Genomic DNA, 17,421 nt, shown 5'->3' on the forward strand with positions numbered 1-17,421 from the left:
TATAAATTAAAAAAAACATTGACAACTATAAATTTATGTAGTAAAATATTTTTATAATCAAAGTATTTTTGGAGAAAAATTAACTGAAATTAAAGAATTTAATACATAGGAATGAGGAGGAAAACATGTTAAAAAAATTAGCGATTTTAAGTTTTATTGTAGTTGGAATGATGGCATTTGGAGATGATAATGACACATTTAATGTAAAATTGGAAGAATCAGTAGTAACAGCCACGGGATTTGATGATGTGCAGAGCAATCAAATTAAGAATACTACAATTGTAACAGCTCAGGATATACACAATAAAGGATATAACACTATAGAAGAGATATTGAAACGTACACCAGGTGTAAATTTTGTGAATAATGGATTTGGATATATTGTTGATGTAAGAGGACAGGGAGTTCAGGGAGCTGCTAAAAATGTAAAAGTTCTTGTGGATGGGTCTCCTTTAAACATACTTGATATGTCGCATGCAATTTTACCTCTAAATTCAATTTCAGTTGAAGATATTGAAAAGATAGAAATTATTAACGGTGGAGGGACTGTACTTTATGGTGGAGGGACTGCTGGTGGAGTAATTAACGTAATTACAAAGAAAACTCAGGAAGAGCCTGTAAAAAATAAGGTTTACTACCAAAACAGCTCATTTGATACAAATAAATTTGGATTTGGAACAAGCATAAAATTTGCAGATAATTTCTTGTTAGATTTAGCATACGAAAATGTTAATGGAAATGGGTATAGACGTGGGGACAAAAGAGATGGTGAGAATTTAAGAGGTGGATTTACATATAACATCGCTGATAATCAGACATTAAGATTTAAAGCTACAAGATACAAGGAAGAATCAAAAGAATCTGACGGTATAACTAAAACTCAGTTAAATAATGATAGAAAACAGGCAGGAACAACTTTGACAGAATCTGATTTGGATAGAACAGAATACAGCCTAAATTATGAAATTAAGCCTACTGACAATTTAACTTTCTCATTGTTAGGATATAATCAGAAAACAATTAGAGATTATGATCAGGAAGCACCGGCTGGAAGAATGACTCATAAGACGGATGGACAGTTTAAAGATAGAAAAACTGGAGTTGACTTAAAAGGTAAATATAACTATGGTTTAGGAAATGTAATCTTTGGATATGAATATATAAAAAATAATTCAAACAGAAGTTCTTATGGTGCAATGTATATGAGAAACAGAAGATTATTCCCAACATCTACTATAGACATTGATTTGCAAAAAAATACTCATTCAGCATTTGTTCAAGGAAGACACTCTCTTACAGACAAGCTTGAGGGAACTTTAGGTTATAGATATGAACATGCTGATTATGATATTCACAGAACAGATGGAACAAATGTTATAAATAAAAATACTAAAAAGAGCAATAATGCTTATGAAACGGGATTAAACTTTAAATATTCCGACACAGGGAATGTTTATGCAAAATATGAAAGAGGATACAGATCTCCAAGTCCAACAGAAATGGTTGATAAATCAATTACAAGAGGATATGTGTTAAACAATCTGAAATCTGAAAAATATGATACTTATGAAATTGGTATAAAAGACATGATTGGACCTTCATTTGTAAGCTTGACAGGATTCTATACTAATAAAAATGATGAAATTTTAATTGATATGCCAAGTGGACATGGATTAAACTGGACATATAAAAACTTGCAGAAAACAGAAAGAAAAGGTGTAGAACTATTTGCAGAGCAATATTTTGGAACATTTAGACTAAATGAATCAGTTTCTTATGTGGATGCAAAAATTAGCAAAGGTACAGACAAAAATAAAAAAATTCCTTATGTATCAAAAACAAAAGCAACTTTAGGAGCAAATTATGAAATCCTGAAAGGATTAAACCTAACAGCTGACCTTAATTATTTCTCAAACTCTGTGGATGATAATTATGAAAAAATAAAAGGTTATTCTACAACAGATTTAGGGGTAAATTATGCTCATAAAACAGGGTTAGGTGTACAAGCAGGAGTTAAAAATGTATTTGACAAAAAATACTATAAATATAAAAACGGAAATAGTTACATTCCTGAAGCTGAAAGAACATATTATGTTGGTGTAAGTTACAACTTCTAAAAATAATTTTAAATATGGAAAGTGGCAGTCAAGCAATTGTTATAAAGTTGTTTGGCTGTATTTTATAAATAAATTTTTTATATAAATTATTGTACTAAGTTTTAAAATATTTTAGTTAATAATTATTTTTTCGTTTATATTTATAATTTCTTTTTAACGTAAGGGCATCAGACGCCATGCCCTTACAATTTCGCTTGGAAATTAGTTTGTATTGCAATAGTTGTTATTATAATAAAAGTATGATTAATTTTGTTTATAGAAAAAATATTTATAAAAATTTTTAACTTATGGACAAGGATTAAAGTAAAATATGAAAATTCAAAATAAGAAAAAGAAATATATAAAAATTGATAAAAATATGTGGAAAATATATTTGGTATTAATAATTTTTATAATTGTAATAGCATTTTTGTCTTTGAAAATAGGAACTGTGGATATTTCGGCAAAAGATATATTTAGGAGTCTTTTTTGGGGGAAAATGAGGGATGAATCTATAAAATCGATAATAATTGATGTGAGGTTGCCGAGAATTATTATGGCAGTGCTGATAGGAATGTTGCTGGCTAGTTCAGGGGCAGTTGTGCAGTCGGTTTTTCAGAATCCGTTGGCAGATCCTTATATAATTGGTATTTCGGCTAGTGCTACGCTTGGAGCGGTTATTGCGTATGTCTTTAATTTTCCTGATGTTATGTATGGAATTTGCGGATTTGTTGTATCGGTTATCGTGGCGCTGATAATTTTTAGAATTTCGAGAAGCAGGACTAAGACGGATGTGGCGGTGCTTTTAATTGTTGGGATTGCGATTTCGTCTTTTTTAGGGGCATTTACGTCGTTCAGTATGTATTTGATTGGGCAGGATTCCTTTAGAATAGTAACGTGGATGATGGGATATATGGGAAGTGCTTCTTGGTTGAAAATTGGAGTTCTTATGATACCGCTTGTAGTTTCTGTCGTTTATTTTTATTTAAAAAGATATGAGATGGATTTGCTGATGAGTGGGGATGAAGAGGCACATTCGCTTGGAGTGAATGTAGATGAGCTAAAAAGGAATTTATTGATTGTTTCGGCACTGATTGTCGGATTTTCTGTGGCATTTACTGGAATGATAGGATTTGTTGGGCTTATTGCACCGCATACGGTAAGGATTGTGCTAAAAAGTGGAAGTAATACTAGACTACTGCCTTTAGCAACATTGGGTGGAGGACTGTTTTTGCTGATTTGTGATACGATTGGACGTACAATTTTGGCACCGACGGAAATTCCGATAGGAGTGGTAACTTCATTTTTTGGAGCACCATTTTTTCTATATTTGGCGATGAGAAGGAAAAAAGGTGGATAGGATGAGTAGTAGAAATAATAATTCAGAAATTTTGATAAAAAATGTAAGTTTTAGCTATGATAATTCCCAAAAAAAGATAATTGATGGATTAAATATAAATATAAAAAAAGGTGAATTTGTTGGGATTCTTGGTGCAAATGGGAGTGGGAAATCGACACTTTTGAAAATGATTTTGAAATATTTTCCGATAGAAACTGGGAATATTGAGATTTCTGACAAAAATATCAGTTTGTATAGTTATAAGGAAATGGCAAAAATAATAAGTTTTGTTCCTCAAAAGTCGGCTTTGAATATGCCGATAAGTGTAATCGAAATGATTTATATGGGACGTACGCCACATATTAAGAATAAATGGATTGGGTTTGATAAGGAAGATGAGCGGAAGGTAAATAAGATTTTGGAAAAGTTGCGACTTGAAAAATTTAGGGACAGGTCGATTTTTTCGCTTTCGGGTGGAGAATTTCAGCGTGTTCTACTGGCAAGGGCATTGGTGCAGGAAACGAGGATTATTTTACTGGATGAGCCGACTTCTGCATTGGATATGAATTATGCTCTTGAAATTATGAAGCTTACATCGGATTTTGTGAAGGAGAAAAAGATTACGGCTGTGATGGTTTTACACGATCTGAATCTGGCTTCGATGTACTGTGATAATGTGATGTTTTTAAAGGATGGAAAAATTGCATATTCAGGGAGTCCAAAGGAGCTTTACAAAAAGGAGATTTTTTCTGAAATTTATGGATTCGAATGTGAGATTGTGGAAAATAATGAACTTTTGTATGTAATACCTAAAAAAATTTAATAGGAAAGGATTGAGAAAATGAAAAAAATAATAAAAAACTCTTTTTATTTTGCATTGTTAGTTATTTCGATATTTATAGTTTCTTGTTCAAAGAAAAATGCTGAAAATGGTAAAAAAGAGGAAAATAAAAAATATAATAGGATTGTTGTGCTGGATCCTGCGACTGTTGAAATGATTTATATGCTTGGAGCAGAAGATAAAATCGTGGGAGTTGCTAATTTGGAGCGTTCAAAGGTATGGCCTGAAGAAAAGGTTGCAAAACTTGAGAGCGTGGGAACTTTTATAAAGCCATCGCTTGAAAGAATAATTACCTTAAAGCCTGATTTGGTTATAACGTCAGCTCTTACAGATGACAACCTTAATAATGGGCTTAAATCAAATAACATTGAAGCAAAAAGAATTCAGGCAAATTCGATAGAAGAAATATTTACCAATTTTATGGAAGTAGCAAAAATGCTGGGGAAAGAAAATGAAGCAAATAAAATAATTGCTGAAAAAAGAGCAAAGCTGGAAGAAATTAAAAAGATGGCAACGATCAATAAAAAAGGGCTGTTTGTTATGTCAGCTTCACCGCTTATGGTGTTTGGAAACGATAATTTACCAAATGATATAATGAAATTGTTGAATATTAAGAATATCGCAGAAAATCAGAAGGGGAGAAATCCAATTGTAACGCCTGAATTTATAATAAAGGAAAATCCAGACATGATAATTACATTATTACCAAATCCATCTCAAATTGTGGCTACAAATCCACAGTTAAAAAACGTAAATGCAATAAAAAACAGCAAATTTATTGTTGTAAATTCATCGCAGATTTTAAGAGGCTCGCCAAGAATTATTGATCAGATTGAAGAAATTGCAAAAGCAGTTACAAAGTAATATTCTGAGGAAAATTTATTAAATTAAAATAGAAGGAGTGAAGAAATGGATATAAGCATAGAAAGAATTTTGGATCATATGAATAACGATCATGGAGATGTTTTGCCTTTGTATGTAAGGCATTTTTGTAAGAGAGAAGATGTGAAGGAAGCAAAGCTGATTGATGTGAATGAAGAGGGGATGACTTTACTTGTAAACGGAAATGAGAGAGTTCAGATTGAATTTACCAAAAAGACTGATTTTAAAGGAATCCATCTGGAAATGATAAAAATGGCAAAAATTGCAAGAAAAGCCTTGAATGTGCCTGCACCCGAACATTACAAGGACAAGGGGCATCAGGAAGAGGAAAAAATGAAAATGGAAATAAGTGATTTTATTGGAAACTTTAAATCGGTTATAATTGGAACTGTGTCGGAAGAAGGAGAGCTGAATGCAAGTTATGCACCATTTTTTAAGTATCACGGGGACAGTTACTTATATGTTAATGAAACAGAAGCATATTTTGAAAATTTTAAGAAAAATGGGAAAGCAAGTTTGCTGTTTATTCAGGATGAAGGACAGGCAATGGTGCCGTCAATACGACAAAGAGTTACATACAATGCAGAAATTGAGTTTTTAGAAAAAAATGATTACTACAATGAGATTTTAGATGAATTTCAAAAAAATGACTTTTCAATACAAATGACTAGAAATGTGCCAGTTTTTCATTTGGTAAGAGCAAAATTGGCAAGTGGAAGATATGTGAAAGGACCTAGACAGGCTTTTGACATCACAAAGGACAGAAGAATTGTGGAAGTTACGCTAGGAGGAACTGAAAACAGCTGAAAAGAAATGCCAAAGGAAATGCGAAAAGGTGAAATTTCAGAGCCAAATCTAGAGGAGCAGGGAATTTTCCCAAAAAGATTTAAGTCACATAATGATTCGGCGGGAATTGTATCGGATTATTTCAGGAAAAATAAGAAATTTGGAACAGAAGCGGAACTGCTGGAAAGAATGGAGAAACCTGCGGAAAATGAACTTGGAACAATTTACGTCCATACTCCATACTGCGATAAAATCTGTTCATTTTGCAACTTGAATCGAAAGCAGATTGACAATGATTTGGAAGATTACACAAGTTTTCTTGTCTCAGAGTTTGAAAAATACGGAAAGACGCCTTATATGAAAAGTAAAAAAATAAATGTAATTTTCTTTGGCGGTGGAACGCCAACTATTTATAAGGAGCATCAGCTGGAACGAATTTTAAAGGCTATAAATGATAACTTTACGTTAACAGACGACTGTGAATTTACACTTGAAACAACATTGCACAACTTAAATCCAAAAAAAATAAAAATTCTAGAAAAAGGTGGAGTAAATCGGCTAAGTGTTGGAATTCAGACTTTTTCTGACAGAGGAAGGAATATTCTGAACAGGACTTTTTTAAAGGAAGAAACTGTAAAAAGGTTGAAAAATCTTAAAGAAAGTTTTAGTGGAATGGTTTGTACTGATATAATTTACAATTATCCCGATGAAACGGTTGAGGAGGTGCTGGAAGATGCGAGAATCGTGAAGGAGCTCAAAATTGACAGCACAAGTTTTTATTCACTTATGATTTATGAAGGCTCTCAAATGTCTAAGGATATACGAAATAACACGCTGGAGCTGAATTATGAACTGGAAAAAGACTTTGAACTGCATGACGCTTTTCTTAAAAGCATGCTTGAAAGTGGAGATTATGAAGTAATGGAGCATACAAAAATTGTCAGAAAAGGAAAGGATGAGTATAGATATATAAGAAATACACATCAAGGGAAGGATATTCTGCCGATTGGAGTAGGTGCAGGCGGAAAAATTGATAATTTTGAAATTTTTAGATTGAGTCAGGACAAGGCATTTTATGCGATTTCTTCAGATGAAAATGAAATGAAGATGAAACGAATAAGCGGACTTTTACAGTATCCGAAAGTTTATTTTGACAAATTAAAAGAATATGTTTCCGATGAAATGTTTGATGAAATTTATAAGATTTTTGAAAATTTTGAAAAAAAAGGATACTTGAAAATTCATGAAACTCACACAGAACTGACGCCAGAAGGAATTTTCTGGGGAAACAACATAAGTGCAACAATATTAAAAAAATGTTTAGGAGGTGCAAAAGATGTCAAGTCTAGTAGTCTTTTCCACATCAACAGGAAACACAAGAAAAATAGCTGATACCATTTTTTCAGTCTTAAAGGATACAGATAAAAAAATAGTGGATGTAAACGAAATAAACACTGTAAATATGAATGAATTTGAGAAAATTATTATTGGTGGCTGGATTGACAAAGGCGAGATTGATGAAAAATCCAAAGAGTTTTTGACTAATTTAAAAAATAAAAAACTTGGACTTTTTCTAACAATGGGCGGAAATCCCGAAACAGACAGAGCCAAAAAATGCGTACAAAAGGTTAGAGAATTGCTGGAAAAAAATGGAAACATTGTAGAAAAAACATTTGTATGTCAAGGTGCGATTGATCCCAATCTAATAAATAAATTTCGTGAAATGACAAAACAAGGCATAGCAGGGCCTTTTGCAGCAACTCCAGAAAGAGAAGCCAGATGGGCAGAAGCGGCAAAACATCCAGACGAAAAGGATATGGAAAATGCTAAAAGGATATTTGGAGGATTGTAAAATTAAGAATAAAAATAAGGAGGGTAAATTGTGAAAATAATTTATGTAATTGCAGGATTACTGGCAGTAGCGTTGGGATTTATAGGAGCTTTTCTGCCAGGGTTGCCGACAACACCATTTTTATTATTAGCTAGCTTCTGCTTTGTAAAAGGCTCAAGGCGATTTGATAGATGGTTCAAATCAACAAAGCTGTATAAAAACCATCTGGAAGACTATGAAAAAAACAGAAGTATGAGTTTAAAAGCCAAAATAGGAATATTAATTTTTTCAAGCGGAATGATGCTATTTCCAATAATTAAATTTAGTAATCCTTATGTAAGAAGCGCATTTGTTTTGCTGGAAGTTTTTAAATATTACTATTTTATTTTTAAAATAAAAACAAAATTTTAAAACAAGGGAAATAAACTCCTTTCCTTTGCAACTCTGACTAGTTTTTCTTTAAAAAACGAGGATTATATCTTAGAATTGCTTAAAAATATTAGACTTATATACTTTATTAGAAAAGTTTGTAATAAATTCGTTATTAAAATGGGATTTAGTATAATAAAAATTTTTTTCATTTTATAAAGTCATTGTAAATTTAAATAAAAGCCATAGTCTAGACGTAGGTGAAGGATTTGTGACAATGAGCATTCCTACGAAAACTAAATAAAGAAAAAAATTTAAAAATTATTTATTAGTAATCATAACTTGATACATTTTAAATAGAAATAATGCTTAAGAATAAATTTTTTAAAAAATATGATATAATAGAAAAAAATAAGTAAATAAAAGATGGGGGAAATAGTAAGATGAAAAATTATTTAAAAGGTATAAATCAAAGACTTGGAAATATTTTTATAAATGTTCGGACTTTGGAGGAATTGGAAAAAAAGACGAAAAGTGTGGTAAATGAAGAGGAGAATGTATTTGAGTATAATCAGAATATTAAAAAAGTTAATGATTTTATAAAAAAGGGAGAATTTAAAAGAGCGGGAAATGTTTTGGATGAGATGAAGGGACTTCATCGGATGGGGTACTATGAGCTTGGGAAGTATTATTATTTTTGTGAGAGGGATTTGAGCAAGGCAGAGAGCAATTTGTATATTGCTTTTGAAAATGGGATTATAAAGGCTGGGTATTATTTAGGGTTATTAGAGGAAAAGAGCGGAAATATAAACTTGGCTAGAAATTGGTATGTTACCAGTTTTAATTTTTCTGAGGAGTCTGTTATGAAGCTATTTTATTTTGCGATAAGAGAACAAAATTTCTGGGCAATAGACGGATATTTTTATTATTTGTTGCAATACGGCGAGAGTGCTAAAAATCTATATGAATTTGCCAAATATTATTTTTGGAGAAATGATGCTGAAAAAATAAAGGAAATTCAGAATAAACTGCTGAATGAAAGCCAGATTTTGTATTTAACAAAAGAAATTTTATACAATGTTGAATGTATGCTTGGAGATGAAAAAAGCAGGGAATATATAAAGTTTGTAGAAAATGCTAAAAATCTTGAGAAATTGGGAGAAATAGAAAAAGCAGAAAAATTTTATAAAAAATCAATTGAATATAGTGAATATGGAAATGTAGAATTGGCTAAATATTATGGAAAATTTACAGAATTTGATAAATATGAAAAACTAAAAAGGATTTTTAAAAATAATTTTCTGAAACAAATACGATCAGAAACATCTTATCAGCTTGGAAAGTACAGTGAACACCAAAGCAATCTTTACGAGGCGATAAAATGGTACGAAATATCTGCAAAAAATGAGAATTATAAATCTTTCTATAAACTTTCAAAACTGCAAAGTCAAAAATTTTCTGAAGCAGAAACAAATTTACAGAATAACTATTTTAAATATTTAAAAAACTCTGCAGATTTAGGATATGCACGAGCAATGATTGAAATGGCATTTGATTCACATTTGAACAGTCTGGAAAGTTTTGAGATGGCAGAGAAGATTTTGACACAGAATAGTGTTTTTGAATTGACAAAGGCGATAACGAATGAGGCAAAAATGATTTATTTTGGAAATGAAATTAAGGAAGTTCTGGAAATAAATTATGAAGAGGAAAATACGAATACGATAAAAATGTTATTTGAAAATGAGAAAAAAAGAAAACCTAATATTTTCAAATAATTAAAATATAATTTTCACTTTTTAAACAGAGTCTACCATAAACTAATCCGTCGGAGCATTTGGTATTAAGATTATTTTAAAATTATTATTACTTAAAATAGAAAAAACCGTTTTAAATGAATTAATCAAATAAAGCGGTTTTTTGTTATTTATTATAAAATATATTTAAATTTTAGTCTTTTTCTATAACAGGTTTTAATGCTCCTAATATAAGAGCTGAAATAATGCTTCCAATAATAACTGCTACTAAGTACAATAAGAAGTTGTTGCTTAATACCATTACTAAAATTCCACCATGTGGAGCAGGTATTTTTATGTTGAATAAACCTGTTAATCCTCCTGCAATTGCTGAACCTACAACACTTGCTGGAATAATTGTTTTCGGATCTGCTGCCGCATAAGGAATTGCACCTTCTGTAATAAATGATAATCCCATTACATAATTTGACAGTCCTGCTTCTCTTTCTTGCTCAGTAAATTTATTTTTAAATAATGTCGATGCTAATGCAATTGCGATAGGTGGCACCATTCCTCCAGCCATAACTGCTGCCATTGGAATACTTCCTCCAGAAGACAATGTTGCTGCCAGAGAACCTACACCAAATACATAGGCTGCTTTATTTACAGGACCTCCCATATCTATTGCCATCATTCCACCTAAAATCAATCCTAACAATGCTGCACTTGCTCCACTCATTGAAGTAAGCCAGTTATTTAATCCTGTATTTATTATTGAAACTATCGGATTTAATACCAAAACCATACCTAAACCTGTCATTAAAACAGATAAAACAGGATAAAACAAGATCATTTTTAATCCATTTAATGATTTTGGCAAATTTGCTAATGCTTTTACTAAAAATTTAACTACATAACCAGCTAAGAACCCTCCAGCTAACGCTCCTAAGAAACCTGAACCTCCAGCTTTTGCCATTGCTCCAGCGACTAATCCTGCTGTAAGCCCCGCTCTTTCACTTATACTATATGCTATATACCCTCCTAGAACAGGTATAAACAAATCAAATGCAATTTCTCCAATTTGTTTTTTTAGTATATATGCTAATGTTGTGATTGAACCATATACTTCTCTAGGGTTATCATTATTTATAGATTTAGCAAGATTTTCTGCACTTCCTTTTCCTGCCAAAGTATCAACCAAAAATGCCAACGCAATCAATATTCCTCCACTTATTACTAATGGAAGCATATAAGAAACTCCGCTTAATAAGTGTTTATAAAGTCCTTTTTTCTCAGATGAAGATGTTTCAGAAGAAGCTGTAGAAGAACCGCTTGCATGGAAAATAGGCGCTTTTCCGTCTAAAACTTGCTGGATTAATGCTTTTGCATTGTTAATACCTTCCTTTGCTTCCACTTGAATCAATGGTTTACCATCAAATCTGTTAACTTCAATATTTCTGTTAATTGCTAAAATTACACCAGTTGCTTTTTTTATATCTTCATCAGTTAAGACATTTTTTCTACCGTCAGCACCATTTGTTTCAACTTTTATGTTTACTCCCATTTCATCAGCAGCTTTTTTTAATGCTTCTGCAGCCATGTAAGTGTGAGCAATTCCAGTTGGGCAGGCTGTTGCTGCGATTATATAAGGAGCATTTTCATCAGATGAAGTCTGTACAGGTACTTCTTCCTTCTTTTCTTCTTCTGCAAATTTCTCTGCTTCAGCCTTGTTAATAATATCTAATACTTCGTCAGCAGTTTTTGCATTTTCTAGTGCCGCTTTAAAATCATCATCTAATAATAATTGCGATAATCTTGCAAGTGTTTCAATATGAGTGTTGTTTGCACCATCTGGAGCTGCAATCATGAAGAACAGTGTCGCAGGCTCTCCGTCCAATGAATCATAGTCGATTCCTTCAGTTTTTCTTCCCATAGCAAGTGCAGGCTCTTTTACAAATTTTGTTTTTGCATGCGGAATTGCAATTCCTTCCCCAATTCCAGTCGAACTTTGCTCTTCCCTTGCCATCAACGCCTTAACGTAACCGTTATAGTCATTTAAGACACCTGTTTTTTCATGCAATGTTGCAAGTTCTTTTATAATGTCTACTTTATTTGTAGATTTTACATCCAGATTTATTCTATCTTTAATCAGTAAATCTGATATTTTCATATTTATACCATCCTTATTAAATTTATTTTTGCATTTAACATAATAAAACCACTTTAAAATTCGATTCAAAAATCATCATTATTTTACTCAAATTGAAATTTAATTTAAGTTTATTTTAGAAAGTTTCTTTTGTAATTTCAATTTCGCTGTATAATTTATTTACTAAATCTTTTTCTGCAAGTCCGTAAGAATAAGCTGTTGCACTTCCCGAAGCGACTGCCAGCCTAAATGAATCTTCTGGAGAAAGCCCTTTTACAAATCCAGCAATAAATCCTGCAACCATAGAGTCTCCCGCTCCGATTGAATTAATTAGCTGCCCTTTTGGAACTGATGCTTCCAGTACAAAGTCTTTGTTTAAAAGCAATGCACCTTCGCCGCCTCTGGAAAGAATAACATTTTTTACACCTTTGTCCAAAAAGAATTTACATTTTTCCACAATTTCAGCTTTTGTTTCCAATTTTTCGTTAAACATTTCCCTTAGTTCGTGAATGTTTGGTTTTACAAAAAGGTTGTTGTGAATATTGTCCTGCAGTAAGTTTCCTCTTGTGTCAAGCACAATTTCCACATTGGCTTTTACATTTTCAGATAATTCTTTGTAAATTTTGCTACTAACTGAAGCAGGGATACTTCCTGAAAGTACAAGAATATCTTCATCTTTCAAATCAGAAATTTTACTAGTCAGTTCCTGCAATTTTTCAGATGTAATTTCTGGTGAAACTCCCGTAAGTTCGGTTTCCTTGTCGTTACCATTAACTTTTACATTAATTCTAGTATTTCCTTCAAGTTCTACAAATTCAGATTTAATGTTATCTTTTTGCAAATCTCTAATAATAAAATCTCCAACAAATCCAGCCACAAAGCCAATTGCTGTAGATTCCACATCCAGATTTTTCAATACTTTTGAAACATTAATTCCTTTTCCACCAGCTCTGTAATTAACTTCATGAGCAAGGTTTAAATGTTCAGCCTGTAAATCATCTTTCAGATACATGTCATAGTCCAATGCTGGATTCAATGTCAATGTGTAAATCATCGTTTTCCTCCTTAAAATTAAATTTTTAATATCTTATTTTTTACTATATATTTATATCATTTGCCAGTTTAAAAGTCAAATAAAATAATAATATTTTTTTTATTCAAATAATTGTTTTTCGTGATGTATTTCTAGAGTTATGTATAATAATTTTTTCATAAAATTTTAAATTTATCCAGATTTTGTTAGCATAATTCTAAAAAAATCTAAAAATAAATTCTGCATAAGAAAATCATAAATTATAAAAAATTAAAAATTTGAAAAAAATTAAAGATATGATTGCTGTTATTTGATGGTGCGAGTGACGGGAGTCGAACCCGTACGGCTACTGCCACTACCCTCTGAAAATAGCATGTCTACCAATTCCATCACACTCGCAAAATCTAATAGCTTTAGAATTGTAAAAAAATAAGTAATTTTGTTTTAAAATAAAAATGGTGCGAATGATGGGACTTGAACCCATACGGCTAAAAGCCACTACCCCCTCAAGATAGCGTGTCTACCAATTCCACCACACTCGCATTTTTAGTTTACATTTATTATACACAGAAAAGCTATAATTGTCAAATTAAACTGCTTGATTATTTTGATTTCTAGATAAGTTTTTAAATAACAAAAAGATTTGTAAATAAAATAAAGAAATAAGTTAAGATATGATAAAGGATAATTTGAATAGGAAATTAAAATGCCTAATTTAAAAAATACGTTTTTTAGGTTGAAATAATATTTATAGATTATTATTTTTTATTTATAAATTTTTATTGACATTTTTGAAAAAAGTGCTATGATAAAAATATATAAAGGAATTTTTTAAAATTCTGAATTTTAAATGAGGAGGACAGCTATGATGAACGAAAAATTGGAAAAAATGAGAAATGGAAAAGGATTTATTGCAGCACTAGATCAAAGTGGAGGAAGCACTCCGAAAGCATTGAAATTATATGGAATTGATGAAAATGAATATTCAAATGATGCAGAGATGTTTGATTTGATTCATAAAATGAGAACTAGAATTATAAAGAGTCCAGCTTTTAATGATACAAAAATTTTAGGTGCTATTTTATTTGAGCAAACTATGGATAGAAAAATCGATGGAAAATATACAGCGGATTTCTTGTGGGAAGAAAAAGGAGTCTTGCCATTCTTAAAAGTTGACAAAGGACTTGAAGAATTAGAAAATGGTGTTCAAACAATGAAACCAATGCCAGAATTGGATGAACTTTTGAAAAGAGCAAACGATAGACATATTTTTGGGACAAAAATGCGTTCTGTTATAAAAAAGGCATCACAAACAGGAATTGAAAAAGTTGTAGATCAGCAATTTGACCTTGCAAATAAGATTATTGCAGCAGGACTTGTTCCAATAATTGAACCAGAAGTAGATATTCATAATACTGATAAAGCAGAATGTGAAACAATATTAAAGAACGAAATCAAAAAGCATCTTGATAAATTGCCTGAAACTTCAAATGTTATGTTAAAAGTAACATTGCCAACAGTTGAAAACTTTTATGAAGATTTGACAAAACATCCAAGAGTTGTAAGAGTAGTAGCATTATCAGGAGGTTACCCAAGAGAAAAAGCAAATGAAATTCTTTCAAAAAATAAAAGAATAATCGCAAGTTTCTCAAGAGCATTAACTGAAGGATTGTCAGCACAGCAAAGTGACGAAGAATTTAACAAAACTTTAGAAGCAACAATCGAAGGAATCTACGAAGCTTCAGTAAAATAATTTTTTACAAAAAATAAATTGAATATAAGAACTGGCTTGTTTTAAGAAAGATGAGTCAGTTTTTATTTTTGGAAATTGTATTGCTAAAATATTGTAAAAATTATATAATAAAGTTGATTTATTTAAATTAAATTTATTCTTTATAATTGTCAATTAAGTTAATTTCTAAATTTTTTTTATATTTTTTTGTTAATAACAGTTTTTACTATTTTTACTTATGTTTTTTCTCTTTATATTTTTGCAGGATTGCTCATTGCCGCAAATCCTTATCTTGCAGTAAAGGTTTATCCTGATAATTAAAATTGTGGCAAGATTGCTACGCAATACCTATGGCTAGACTCCGACTTTTATTTGTCCAACTCCAAAACTCTTCCTTACAGTCGTAGTTGAACAAATAAAAGCTCCGTCGAAAAGTTAAAAAAGTTTACTTGATTATAATTTAAACTTTTTTAATGAAAATTAATCAAAATTTGTTAAAAATAATATTTGTTATAAATTTCCGAGATTTTTGTTTTAGTTAAATTAACCATTATAATTAAACTAAAAAATGCTTAGACGAGCCAGGGTTGCAAGGGAAATGGCGATTGATTTCCCTTGCTTTAAAGAAATAAAAAAACATAAAAATAAAGGAAAAAACTATTATTAACAAAAAACTCTAAAAAAAATTTAAAAAATAACTTAATTGAATGTCTAGGAATAAATTTATATAATTCATTAAAAAGAAAGGAAAAATTATGATTTTTTTAGATAAGGCTATTTTGTACTTAACGCAAAATATTGAAAAACCACGTGAAATAATTGAAGAAGAACTTGAATTTGTAATAAAGCAAAGTATTTTGAACTATTTAGTGAATGAAAAAGGAATAGATATTAGTGAACTTTCTGATTTGAATGTGACACTTGTTATAGATTTTGAAGATGATTTGACTAACAATCGGAAAAAAATGGTTGTGGAAGAATACATGTTTGAAGTAAATCATAAAAATAATCCACTGGTTCGTACTTTTAGACTTGGAACTGACAATGAGCATTATGTCCAAAGTGATTTAAAGGAACTGGAAAATGAAATTGATATGTTTGAAAACGGAATTGGAGTTTCAAAAAATAAAGGGGAATAATCCCCCCTTTTTTATTGTACATATACTCCAAAATCTTTATTGTCCACAAGAATTTCAATATTCTTCTTTTTGTTTAACTCTGGATAAATTTCTGTCAAAAACCATTTTACAAGTTCTTCATCCCGCTCCACTTTTGTATCATTATTCACAAATACACTTAAGGCTATTTCATCAAAATACTCCTGAGCAAGTTCTATATCTCGTAAAATCATTTCTTTTGTCTGACCTTTTATACAAATCATAAAAAGTCCCATCTTATATTCTTTTTTTATTTTTTCCAAAACTTTATCATTTGTAATAAAATTTTTGGTAAGCACTTTTGTTCTAAATTCATTATCAAAAGTTTCCATTCCAATAGCAAACCGTACTTCCTGCTCATTAAAATATTCCCTAATTTCATTAAGTCTGTTTATATACCCAAAATACGCTTCAAAATACAATATTTTTATATTTTTCTCACTGCAAACTTCCTTAATTTTAGAAAGTGTAAAATCGTTCAGTTCAAAAACAGAGCCAGAGTTTATAACCTGTAAAACTCCTTTTTCACCAGTAATCTGATTAATCGCCTCCAAATTTACTCTGTTCATTTCCTCTTCATCATCTGTATTATCCAAAATATAATTACAAAATGCACATTTTCCATATGCACAGCTGAATCCTTTTAAAAGCACTATTTCTCTAGGATTTTTTTCTTTTATTACACTATATCTTATCATCTTTATTCCTTTTCTTATTATTCTTCACTTACTTTTCCATTATTTTTCCAAATTGTTGCAATATATACGAATGGCGTATCTAATAATGCAATTACTACTTTTAGAAAATAAGTTGAAAATATAATTACAATTATTTCTTTCATTGAATAAACTCCTAAGAATGCCATAAACGAGAATACTATATTATCAAGTATTTGACTTAACATAGTGCTTGCATTATTTCTAATCCAAATATCTTTAAAGTCTGGACGCAATTTTCTGATTGCCTGATAAGACCAGATGTCAAATGCCTGTGAAGCTGCAAATCCAGTTACGCTCGCAACTGCTAATCTCGGCATAAACCCGAATACTTGACTTAAAGCCCCTTGCATAGTGTCAGACGGTGCTACCTGTATTTTTAGGACAATTTGCATAATAAAAGTTGTAAACAGCATTGAGGCAAATCCTAGTGAAACTACTTTTCTAGCATACTTCTTCCCTTCATTTTCAGAAAGGATATCTGATGCTAAATAAATCCCACCGAATGCAATATTTCCCATTGTCGTATCCACACCAAACAAGGTCATCATCTTCCCAACCTGAATATTTGCGATAACTATTGAAAGTGGTACAATTGAAAGCAATCCTGCCTTTCCCCAAAATCTATAAGCCAAGATAACCGCTGTAAAATTAAGTAACAAATATCCTAACCACATTAATTCATTTACTCCAAACTGAAAGTTTCTAAAAAATTCCAAAATTTTCCTCCTTATAATTTTTATTTTTTATTTAA

The 17,421-nt window shown here is 30.8% G+C and carries 15 protein-coding genes and 2 tRNA genes; 11 read left to right on the forward strand and 6 right to left on the reverse strand.

Annotation, left to right across the window (positions count from 1 at the left end; translation table 11 throughout):
* Positions 1-125 precede the first annotated feature (125 nt).
* From AB8B23_RS03530 to AB8B23_RS03570, 9 genes are all read left to right on the forward strand, one after another.
* Positions 126-2,117 carry a TonB-dependent receptor gene (locus AB8B23_RS03530; RefSeq protein ID WP_369713457.1) on the forward strand — a complete coding sequence of 664 codons (1,992 nt, stop codon included), beginning with the start codon at positions 126-128 and terminating at the stop codon, positions 2,115-2,117.
* Between the two features lie 358 nt (positions 2,118-2,475).
* Positions 2,476-3,456: a FecCD family ABC transporter permease gene (locus tag AB8B23_RS03535; protein WP_369713894.1), complete on the forward strand. Its 981-nt coding sequence runs from the start codon at positions 2,476-2,478 to the stop codon at positions 3,454-3,456.
* A gap of 1 nt (position 3,457) precedes the next feature.
* Positions 3,458-4,258 (forward strand): ABC transporter ATP-binding protein, encoded by an 801-nt coding sequence (locus AB8B23_RS03540; protein ID WP_369713458.1) that lies wholly within the window; start codon positions 3,458-3,460, stop codon positions 4,256-4,258.
* 18 nt (positions 4,259-4,276) lie between these two features.
* Positions 4,277-5,140, forward strand: coding sequence for an ABC transporter substrate-binding protein (locus AB8B23_RS03545; protein ID WP_369713459.1), 864 nt, complete (start codon positions 4,277-4,279; stop codon positions 5,138-5,140).
* 45 nt (positions 5,141-5,185) lie between these two features.
* A complete protein-coding gene (locus tag AB8B23_RS03550; RefSeq protein WP_369713460.1) occupies positions 5,186-5,965 on the forward strand; it encodes a DUF2470 domain-containing protein in 780 nt (259 codons plus the stop codon).
* Between the two features lie 6 nt (positions 5,966-5,971).
* Positions 5,972-7,336 (forward strand): radical SAM protein, encoded by a 1,365-nt coding sequence (locus AB8B23_RS03555; protein WP_369713461.1) that lies wholly within the window; start codon positions 5,972-5,974, stop codon positions 7,334-7,336.
* Positions 7,281-7,796 carry a flavodoxin family protein gene (locus AB8B23_RS03560; RefSeq protein ID WP_369713463.1) on the forward strand — a complete coding sequence of 172 codons (516 nt, stop codon included), beginning with the start codon at positions 7,281-7,283 and terminating at the stop codon, positions 7,794-7,796. The genes AB8B23_RS03555 and AB8B23_RS03560 overlap by 56 nt, the downstream gene beginning before the upstream one ends.
* Positions 7,797-7,826: 30 nt before the next feature.
* Positions 7,827-8,186: a YbaN family protein gene (locus tag AB8B23_RS03565; protein ID WP_369713464.1), complete on the forward strand. Its 360-nt coding sequence runs from the start codon at positions 7,827-7,829 to the stop codon at positions 8,184-8,186.
* Positions 8,187-8,587: 401 nt separating this feature from the next.
* The gene (locus AB8B23_RS03570) at positions 8,588-9,922 is read left to right on the forward strand and encodes a hypothetical protein (protein ID WP_369713466.1); all 1,335 of its coding nucleotides are present in this window, start codon (positions 8,588-8,590) and stop codon (positions 9,920-9,922) included.
* Between the two features lie 172 nt (positions 9,923-10,094).
* Here the strand turns inward: AB8B23_RS03570 and AB8B23_RS03575 are convergent, their stop codons facing one another.
* From AB8B23_RS03575 to AB8B23_RS03590, 4 genes are all read right to left on the reverse strand, one after another.
* A complete protein-coding gene (locus AB8B23_RS03575; RefSeq protein WP_369713467.1) occupies positions 10,095-12,050 on the reverse strand; it encodes a PTS fructose transporter subunit IIABC in 1,956 nt (651 codons plus the stop codon).
* Between the two features lie 115 nt (positions 12,051-12,165).
* Complete coding sequence (gene pfkB, locus AB8B23_RS03580) at positions 12,166-13,083, reverse strand: 1-phosphofructokinase (protein ID WP_369713468.1); 918 nt, start codon at positions 13,081-13,083, stop codon at positions 12,166-12,168.
* Positions 13,084-13,376: 293 nt separating this feature from the next.
* Positions 13,377-13,461, reverse strand: a tRNA-Leu gene (locus tag AB8B23_RS03585).
* A 57-nt stretch (positions 13,462-13,518) separates the two neighbouring features.
* Positions 13,519-13,604: transfer RNA gene (locus tag AB8B23_RS03590), tRNA-Leu, on the reverse strand.
* A gap of 326 nt (positions 13,605-13,930) precedes the next feature.
* On the opposite strand from AB8B23_RS03590, the gene AB8B23_RS03595 reads away from it, so the two are divergent.
* Together AB8B23_RS03595 and AB8B23_RS03600 are read left to right on the forward strand one after the other, a co-directional pair.
* Complete coding sequence (locus AB8B23_RS03595) at positions 13,931-14,815, forward strand: fructose bisphosphate aldolase (RefSeq protein ID WP_369713895.1); 885 nt, start codon at positions 13,931-13,933, stop codon at positions 14,813-14,815.
* 734 nt (positions 14,816-15,549) lie between these two features.
* Positions 15,550-15,933, forward strand: a complete 384-nt coding sequence (locus AB8B23_RS03600; protein ID WP_006804821.1) for a hypothetical protein — start codon at positions 15,550-15,552, stop codon at positions 15,931-15,933.
* An 11-nt stretch (positions 15,934-15,944) separates the two neighbouring features.
* Here AB8B23_RS03600 and AB8B23_RS03605 read toward each other — a convergent pair whose 3' ends face one another.
* Together AB8B23_RS03605 and AB8B23_RS03610 are read right to left on the reverse strand one after the other, a co-directional pair.
* Positions 15,945-16,649, reverse strand: a complete 705-nt coding sequence (locus AB8B23_RS03605) for a radical SAM protein (protein ID WP_369713469.1) — start codon at positions 16,647-16,649, stop codon at positions 15,945-15,947.
* Positions 16,650-16,666: 17 nt separating this feature from the next.
* On the reverse strand, positions 16,667-17,386 hold the full coding sequence (locus AB8B23_RS03610) for a queuosine precursor transporter (RefSeq protein ID WP_369713470.1): 720 nt from the start codon (positions 17,384-17,386) through the stop codon (positions 16,667-16,669).
* Positions 17,387-17,421: the final 35 nt, after the last annotated feature.

This window comes from Leptotrichia sp. HSP-342 (assembly GCF_041199995.1).
GTDB classification, from domain to species: domain Bacteria; phylum Fusobacteriota; class Fusobacteriia; order Fusobacteriales; family Leptotrichiaceae; genus Leptotrichia; species Leptotrichia mesophila.